Source organism: uncultured Clostridium sp., from assembly GCF_947036855.1.
GTDB lineage: Bacteria > Bacillota > Clostridia > Clostridiales > Clostridiaceae > Sarcina.
This window is the reverse complement of record NZ_CAMQRY010000010.1, coordinates 22,571-30,870: the sequence shown is the minus strand read 5'-3', so window position 1 is coordinate 30,870 and position 8,300 is coordinate 22,571. Positions and strand designations below refer to the sequence as shown.

The following is an 8,300-nucleotide window of genomic DNA, read 5'->3' as shown; positions in this document are numbered from 1 at the left end:
AAGTTTTGCTACAAATTCTGAACCATCACGAAGCTTTATAACTATACTAGTTTTATCTTCTGATAAAGAAATAATTTTTGCATCAAATTTTTGACCTTTTTTAAAATCAAAACTATCCGAAATTCTTTTTGATTCTTTAATCCTTGGTAATGGTGTTGCTACAATATTTATAATATCTTTCATATTTAAAATCTCCCTACAAAAATTAAAATCTAGAGATATTATCGTAATATCTCTAGAAAACTTATATTGTTTATTTATTAAGATTGCTTAAAAATTTTCTTATTTCACGCTCACAATTTGTTAATTTGAACTTTTGAGCACTTCCATCACTACTTATTATATTTCCATTGCAGCTATTTAACTCTTTTATAAACTCATAAGCTAAATATAATATAAACCCTACTGCAATTGCAGCCATCCCTATAAATCCACCATCCATACTTCCTCTAAACAAAAATATTATAATTGTTAATATACAATATCCATATGCAAATTTATCAAAACTACTCATACTAAGCTTATATCTTCTATTATCTATATCTATCATTTTAATATCTTTATCTGTAAAAATAAGTTCCTCAAGTTCTCCTAAGTTTCTATAACTTACAAAAACATTACACTCTTCATCATCAGTTCTAACTATTATAAGCCTTTTATTTGTTACATATAAAAAACCTTTATTACTCATATTATCATATTCTAAAATTTCAAGACCGCTTATCATGTCTATATCTTCTAAACTATCAACCTTCACAATTTTCTTAACTATTTCATTTTCTAAAAACTTTATATTATCTTCAATCATAGAAATAATACCTCCAAATTTTAATACTATAAATATCCCTATACTTTATGTATAGTAAAACTTCTATACTTTGCTACTTGAAAAATAAGCTTAAATATTAAGTATTTATTACACTTTCAAAAAACACGAACACTTGTAATTGTACTGAAAACACATGTATTTCTCCACAAAAAAAGAGCCTTAAAATAGAATTCCATCTATCTTAAGGCTCTTTAATCTATTTAAATTCTACTTAATTACTATCTTATAGAATTTTTTCTTTCCTCTTTTAACAAGTATCATATCATCTTTAAAATCTGATTCTTCGATAACTTTTTTATCATCAACAAGTTTCTCATCATTTACAGATACTCCACCTTGTTGTATAAGTCTTCTTCCTTCACCTTTTGACTTAAATACTCCATTTTCAGCAAGAACACCTAAAAGTTCTGCTCCTATTTCTTCTTTTGAAATTTCAATAGTAGGAACATTATCCATATTTTGCCCTGCTCCAAATACGCTTTCAGCAGCTTCCATAGCTTTTCTAGCCTCTTCTTCACCATGTATAAGTTTTGTTACTTCAAAACCTAACACTTTTTTAGCCTCATTTATAGCTGAACCTTCTAAAGCACAAAGTCTTCTAACTTCATCCATTTCTACGAATGTAAGAAGTTTTAAACACTTTTCAACATCTACATCAGCAACATTTCTCCAGTATTGGTAGAAATCATATGGACTAGTTTTAGCTGCATCAAGCCATAAAGCTCCACCAACTGTTTTACCCATTTTTTGTCCTTCTGAGTTTGTTAAAAGTGTACATGTCATAGCATAAGCACTCTTTTGAGATTTCTTTCTTACAAGGTCAACCCCTGCAATCATATTTGACCACTGATCATCTCCACCAAGTTCAAGCTTACAATCATAAACTCTATTAAGTTCATAGAAGTCAAAACCTTGCATTAACATATAGTTAAACTCAAGGAAAGATAATCCTGTTTCCATTCTTTGCTTAAAGCACTCAGCACCAAGCATTCTATTAACAGAGAAATGAACTCCAATATTTCTTATAAAATCAACATAGTTCTGCTTTAATAACCAATCTGCATTATTTACAAGTAAAGCTTTATCATCGCTAAAATCAATAAACTTTTCCATTTGCTTTTTAATAGAATCAACATTATGCTGAATAGTTTCCTCAGTCATCATAGTTCTCATATCAGTTTTACCACTTGGGTCACCAATCATAGCAGTACCACCACCAATTAAGGCTATAGGTCTATGCCCTGCTTTTTGCATATGTGACATAAACATCATTGCTATAAAATGTCCTACATGTAAACTATCTGCTGTTGGGTCAAACCCTATGTAGAAAGTTACTTTTTCCTTTTCTAAAAGTTCTCTTGTTTCATCTTCATGTGTAAATTGTTTTATGTATCCACGCTCTTTAAGAGTATCTAAAACATTTGTCATTTCACTTCCTGCTACTTAAAATATAGACAAAAGTGTCTATATCAAGAAAATTACTGTTTCTCAGTCCCTCATTTCGTATATACTACTCTGATTTGATATAGAACTCCACAGTCTTTAAATCCGAACTAGCCATCCGTATATAAGTAGCTTTCCCCTTTCTTTATTTTGTTATTCATTTGGCTAGGGCTATTACACACTTTCTCGATTTAAAAGTATGTTTAGGTACTTTTATACCTATTTGTCTATAATTCTAAGAACTACTAAAAGCTCCTCAAAATCTATATATTAATTAAAAAATCAAAATAAAACCTATTCTAATTCGCTTTAATCCTAGAATATATAATATCTATTTAGTATATAACTTATTACATTATTTCACAAGAATATTTCTAAAATATAACTAATCAAAACACTCTATCCCTCAGACTTTAACAGATATTTTTTATTATAAATATTCAAAAAAAAGATTATACTAGATATCTCTGATACCTTAGTATAATCTAAAAATTCATAAGTTATGCTGAAATATATTCTTTTGCTTTATCAGGAACAATTTTCCCATCATCATGCGCATTTATATATACGTTTACATTATGCTTTTTAGAAAGCTTATTTAAATCATCTAAATAATATGCTAAAAGCTCTGTATCAAAATCTTTTACTATCTTTGAGAAATTATCAATATATAAATTCTCTATATCATAATCATTAGATAATATCCCACAAATAAAAGCTAAAAACTCTGTATATGATTTAACATCATACTCCTTCATTGAAACAAATCTTATTGCTTTATCAATACTAAAAATTCTCTTTTCATTATCATCTATATAAACTGAATGTCCATTTATTACTTCACTCTCAGAATTAGCTAGGTTCATAAGCTCTTTGCTCTTGCCACTACCTCTCTTGTTAAAAAATAATTTTATCATATATTAAAACACCCCTTCAATATTTTTTAAAGCTCCTATTCCTGGAAAAATAACCTTAACAGTCATATCTATTTCTGAATCTTCAACCCTTATATGACCTAATGACTTTAACATCTTATTCATTCTTTTAAATCCTTGACCATTTCTTGTAAATCTACCATCTCTATCTAGTGTTATCAGTTTTTCATATATCCACATATTTCTTTTAGAATAATTCATAATATAATTTGAACTACTTTCTATAAATCTACCTGGATTTTTAACTATTATTTCTTCTTCTCCAATTATCACCTCTATACAATTGCTTAAAGTATAATCTCTATATAAAACTGCATTTTTTATAGCCTCAACAATAGCTTGATATGGATATTCTATTGGTAAAATTGCCTTTATATGCTCACTAGCCTCATCTATAATGCTTAGCAAATCTCCCTGAACAATTATTTCTTCCATTGCTCTATCTTTACCCATAATTTTTATCATATTATAAGGAATCATTAAGCTATTAACCTTTGAAAAAACTAAAAGACTCCCAAGTGTGCATCTTTTTTCACCATCAGCCCTATCTATTTTTATAATATTACTGCTACTCAAAAGAAAATCTCTATTATTTTCATCTATAATAATTCCTCTAAAACTAAAATAAGAATTAATCAAAATCTCATCTAAAAGTTTTTCATTAGCATTGACAATCGGGCAAGTTTCTACATTTAAATCAAGTTTATCCTGAAAAACATTTAAAAGTTCACCCTTTCTCATCACATCAGTTATAGATCCTCTTCTTATATAAAAAGCTCCTGTTTCTCTAACCTGATATGGTTTTTGTTCTCCATCAAAAATAGTTATAACTAAAATATTTTTTCTATTTATTTGAAAAGTTTCAACTGATATAGGTATAGGTGGGTCACACCTTGAAGTTATGATTTGCTGTATCCTTTCCTCATTTAATTTTTCTATAGCTGTTCCTATAACTTGCTTACTCTTATCTCTTATGCCTATAACTAAATATGCCCTACCACCACTTGAATTAGCTAAAGCACATACGTCTTTTACAAATTCTTTCTTATCTGATGATGTTTTTAAATGTAAAACTTCCTTAAAATCAAGTTTACCACCTTCATCTTGCCTTAATAATTTAAGCAACTTTTTTCTATCCATTCAATCTCCTTAAGTCATTAAAAAGTTTTTCTCTATAAATTAATTATATTCCTTACAATTACTGTTTTATACTTAAAAATGTAAAAAAGCTTTGCAAAATATATAAATTTTGCAAAGCTTTTAACTTTAATATTCAACTTTATTTTTTCCTGTCCTTTTTGCTACATAAAGACATTCATCTGCTTTCTTTATTATGCTATCAGTTTTTATACTATTACCATCTGAAAAAGCAATACCAAAACTTACAGTAACTCTACAATTAACTTCCTGTGTTCCAAAAAGAGTATCTTCTATTTCTTTTCTCATAGAATCTACTTGCTTAATTATTTCCTCATGATCTCTAGAGCCATCTAAAAACATTATTATCTCTTCTCCACCATAGCGTGCAATAATATCATTCTTCCTTAAATGATCACACATTACCCTAGTTACTGTCTTTAAAACTAAATCTCCAAACTGATGTCCATAAGTATCATTAACCTTTTTAAAATTATCAATATCAGACATTACAATTGCATAGTCAACTTCATCACTATTCTTTATCTGTATATCTATAAGTTCATAGAAATATTTTCTATTACATATGTTAAGTAAAGAATCTGTCTGTGCTGCCTCTTGAATTTTTTTATAAAGAACACTATTTTCTATTGCAATAGCAACCTGATGAGCTATGTATTTTATAAAATTAACAGTATCAACTTCAAAAAATCTATAAAACTCATGTTCAACAATTATATATCCTATTATTCGCTCTTTTATATAAATAGGAACTCCTATTATTGACTTTATCTTATTACCACTACCATATTCCCTAAAAACTCCATCTTTATCATTTCTTAAAAAGGATTCCCCCTTATTGCTTTCTAAAAGTGCATAATGTATTTTTGTATTTTCTAAATCTCCTGCATTCGTTATCTTTGGTATAAGAACACCATTTTCAATCAAATGTATTGTAGATTGTGTAACACCAAGTACTCCTATTATCATATCATTTATCATAGCAAGTAAATTTGAGTCTGAAACATTTGAATTTATATACTTACTAACCTCAACTATATTCACAAATATTGATAACTTTCTCTCAAGCTCTTCATTTGATTGTGTCATTCTCTCTATCTTAGTTTCAGAAAAACCTTTATATCTTTTAAACTCTTTATTTAACTCATTGTAAAGAACTTCGTAATTTTTCATAATTCCCCCAATTTTAATTTGTATTATTAATCCATTTTATAACTTTTTTGGATTAATATCAATATATATCTAGCATTTAAAATATTTTTCAAAGAAAATATCTACTGCTTATATATTTTTTTATTTTTCCTAACCAAAATAGTTTTATTCTAATTTCAAATAAATCCATTTAATATCTAAATCAATAAACCAATATAATACTTATATAAGTTTATATGTAATAATCTATTCACATATATGTAGAAAATTCTTGCTATTTGTGTTATATTTATCTGTATATTAATACTGATAGAAAAGGGATGATGATAATATGTCAAACACACCAATAGCGTCAAATTTTATAAGAAATATAATACTTGATGATTTAAAAACTGGAAAACATAATGAGATAATAACTCGTTTCCCACCTGAGCCAAATGGATACCTACATATAGGACACGCAAAATCAATTTGTCTTAATTTTGAACTTGGGAAAGAATTTAATGGAAAAACAAACTTAAGATTTGATGATACAAATCCAACAAAAGAAGATGTTGAATATGTTGACTCAATCAAAAATGATGTTGAGTGGCTTGGATACAAATGGAGTGATTTATTCTTTGCATCAAACTACTTTGATGAAATGTATAAAAGAGCTATTCTTCTAATAAATAAAGGTCTTGCTTATGTATGTGACCTAAATGCTGAAGAAATGAGAGAATATAGAGGAAGTTTAACAGAACCTGGTAAAGAAAGTCCTCACAGAAATAGAACTATAGAAGAAAACCTTGATTTATTTGAAAAAATGAAAAATGGTGATTTTAAAGATGGTGAAAAAGTTTTAAGAGCTAAAATAGATATGGCTTCTCCAAATATTAACTTTAGAGACCCTATCATATATAGAATTGCTCATGCAACTCATCACAATACTGGAGATGCTTGGTGTATATACCCAATGTATGACTTTGCTCACCCAATTGAAGATGCTATTGAAGGAATAACTCATTCAATATGTACTCTTGAATTTGAAGATCATAGACCTTTATATGACTGGTTCATAAAAGAATGTGAAATGGAGCATACTCCAAGACAAATAGAATTTGCAAGACTTAATATAACTAATACTGTTATGAGTAAAAGAAAATTAAAACAACTTGTAGATAATAACTTAGTAGATGGTTGGGATGACCCAAGAATGCCTACAATTGCAGGACTTAGAAGAAGAGGATTCACACCAGAATCAATCAGAAACTTCTGTAAAGAAATAGGAGTATCAAGAGCTGCAGGTACAACTGTAGATTCACAAATGTTAGATTACTTCATAAGAGAAGACCTTGATTCTAAAGTTTTAAGAACTATGGCTATAGTTAACCCTATAAAAGTAATAATCACAAACTACCCAGAAGGTCAAAGTGAAGAATTACCAATGGTTAACAATCCTAAAAACCACTACTACGGAAAAAGAATGGTAACTTTCTCAAGAGAGTTATATATAGAAGCTGATGATTTTATGGAAGTTCCAGTTAAAAAATACTTTAGAATGTTCCCAGGAAATGAAGTTAGACTTTCAGGTGCTTACTTTGTTAAATGTAATGAAGTTATAAAAAATGAAGATGGTTCAATAAAAGAACTTCATTGTACTTATGACCCTGAAACTAAAAGTAATACAGGATTCACTGGAAGAAAAGTTAAAGGAACTATCCACTGGGTAGATGCTAATAATTGTAAAAATGCTGAATTTAGATTATATGAGCCACTTATAATTGACTCAGAAGAAAATGAAAGTTCAGACTTCCTTGATAATATAAATAAAGATTCACTTATCATAAGAAATGGATTTGTTGAATTATCAGCAAGAACACTTTCTAAAGAAGATAAGGTTCAACTTGTTCGAAATGGATTCTTCTGTGTTGATTCTAAAGATACTACTGATGAAAATATAGTATTTAACAGAATTGTAGCACTTAAAAGTTCATTCAAACCAGGTAAATAAAAAATAAGGTATCCATAAAGGATACCTTATTTTTTTTCTTCTAATTTATATTTTGTTATTAAAGGTCTAACCATAACATTAACTGCAAATGCCCATCCAAAAATAATTATAGCCCTCATCCAAATATTCCCCACATTATTCATTACAAAAAAACTTGGGAAAATAACAAGTAGCATCACTACTATTTTAGATATTCCACTTTCAACTAAATTTTTTCTACAATTTGGACATTTTATTATTTCTGTATTTTTTGCTTTATTTAAATCTTTCATAGTAAACTGTATATTGCAATTCGGACATCTTTTACCCATAAATTATGCAACTCCTTCTCATATCAAGTAATCTAACCCTCTATAATAACTTTACTTTAACTAAAAATATTTAACCATATATATTATGTAAAATATTTGTATATAAAAAAATATGCCACAGATATTCTGTGACATACTGCTATCTTATCCTATTGCATCTAATAAAGGCATGATTTTTTCAAGTCTTCTAAGTCCAAAATCAGCTGGTTTAACTGATAAGTAATCAACATTGATTGTATCAAGTTCTGCTTTAATTTTATTCTCTGAAATCATAACCTCTGGTGATATTACAACTACATCAATATTTTTTGTTTTAACAACATCTAAATATTCTGCTTCTTTATAGAAAAACCACTCTACTGATAAATTGTTTTTTGTTGTATATTCCTTAGCTGCATTTTCAAATGCTTTTGATTGAGGTAATCCCTTACTTACTACTAAATATTTTTTCATTTTTAAATCCCCCTACTATTTATTTT

At 27.9% G+C, this 8,300-nt stretch carries 9 protein-coding genes; 1 reads left to right on the top strand and 8 read right to left on the bottom strand.

The window, feature by feature from the left end; all coding sequences use genetic code 11:
- The 6 genes from Q0V15_RS02730 to Q0V15_RS02705 form a co-directional block, all read right to left on the bottom strand.
- A partial coding sequence (locus tag Q0V15_RS02730; RefSeq protein ID WP_297435757.1) for a hypothetical protein occupies window positions 1-183 on the bottom strand: 183 nt, incomplete at its 3' end.
- A gap of 70 nt (window positions 184-253) precedes the next feature.
- Entirely contained in the window at window positions 254-808 is a 555-nt protein-coding gene (locus tag Q0V15_RS02725) for a hypothetical protein (protein WP_297435755.1), read from the bottom strand.
- Between the two features lie 228 nt (window positions 809-1,036).
- Complete coding sequence (gene tyrS / locus Q0V15_RS02720; RefSeq protein WP_297435753.1) at window positions 1,037-2,257, bottom strand: tyrosine--tRNA ligase; 1,221 nt, start codon at window positions 2,255-2,257, stop codon at window positions 1,037-1,039.
- A 515-nt stretch (window positions 2,258-2,772) separates the two neighbouring features.
- Window positions 2,773-3,189, bottom strand: a complete 417-nt coding sequence (locus Q0V15_RS02715) for a hypothetical protein (protein WP_297435751.1) — start codon at window positions 3,187-3,189, stop codon at window positions 2,773-2,775.
- 3 nt (window positions 3,190-3,192) lie between these two features.
- Window positions 3,193-4,347 carry a helix-turn-helix domain-containing protein gene (locus Q0V15_RS02710; RefSeq protein ID WP_297435749.1) on the bottom strand — a complete coding sequence of 385 codons (1,155 nt, stop codon included), beginning with the start codon at window positions 4,345-4,347 and terminating at the stop codon, window positions 3,193-3,195.
- A gap of 126 nt (window positions 4,348-4,473) precedes the next feature.
- Window positions 4,474-5,538 (bottom strand): sensor domain-containing diguanylate cyclase, encoded by a 1,065-nt coding sequence (locus Q0V15_RS02705; protein ID WP_297435747.1) that lies wholly within the window; start codon window positions 5,536-5,538, stop codon window positions 4,474-4,476.
- Between the two features lie 310 nt (window positions 5,539-5,848).
- Between Q0V15_RS02705 and Q0V15_RS02700 the strand changes: the two genes are divergently transcribed.
- On the top strand, window positions 5,849-7,510 hold the full coding sequence (locus Q0V15_RS02700) for a glutamine--tRNA ligase/YqeY domain fusion protein (protein ID WP_297435745.1): 1,662 nt from the start codon (window positions 5,849-5,851) through the stop codon (window positions 7,508-7,510).
- Between the two features lie 26 nt (window positions 7,511-7,536).
- Here the strand turns inward: Q0V15_RS02700 and Q0V15_RS02695 are convergent, their stop codons facing one another.
- Window positions 7,537-7,821, bottom strand: coding sequence for a hypothetical protein (locus Q0V15_RS02695; protein WP_297435743.1), 285 nt, complete (start codon window positions 7,819-7,821; stop codon window positions 7,537-7,539).
- A 144-nt stretch (window positions 7,822-7,965) separates the two neighbouring features.
- Entirely contained in the window at window positions 7,966-8,274 is a 309-nt protein-coding gene (locus Q0V15_RS02690; protein ID WP_297435741.1) for a hypothetical protein, read from the bottom strand.
- Window positions 8,275-8,300: the final 26 nt, after the last annotated feature.

Coding starts and splice junctions, on each gene's coding strand:
- Q0V15_RS02710 (WP_297435749.1), bottom strand. CDS start 4,347: ATGGATAGAAAAAAGTTGCTTAAATTATTAAGGCAAGATGAAGGTGGT.
- Q0V15_RS02715 (WP_297435751.1), bottom strand. CDS start 3,189: ATGATAAAATTATTTTTTAACAAGAGAGGTAGTGGCAAGAGCAAAGAG.
- Q0V15_RS02725 (WP_297435755.1), bottom strand. CDS start 808: ATGATTGAAGATAATATAAAGTTTTTAGAAAATGAAATAGTTAAGAAA.
- Q0V15_RS02700 (WP_297435745.1), top strand. CDS start 5,849: ATGTCAAACACACCAATAGCGTCAAATTTTATAAGAAATATAATACTT.
- Q0V15_RS02690 (WP_297435741.1), bottom strand. CDS start 8,274: ATGAAAAAATATTTAGTAGTAAGTAAGGGATTACCTCAATCAAAAGCA.
- Q0V15_RS02705 (WP_297435747.1), bottom strand. CDS start 5,538: ATGAAAAATTACGAAGTTCTTTACAATGAGTTAAATAAAGAGTTTAAA.
- Q0V15_RS02695 (WP_297435743.1), bottom strand. CDS start 7,821: ATGGGTAAAAGATGTCCGAATTGCAATATACAGTTTACTATGAAAGAT.
- tyrS (WP_297435753.1), bottom strand. CDS start 2,257: ATGACAAATGTTTTAGATACTCTTAAAGAGCGTGGATACATAAAACAA.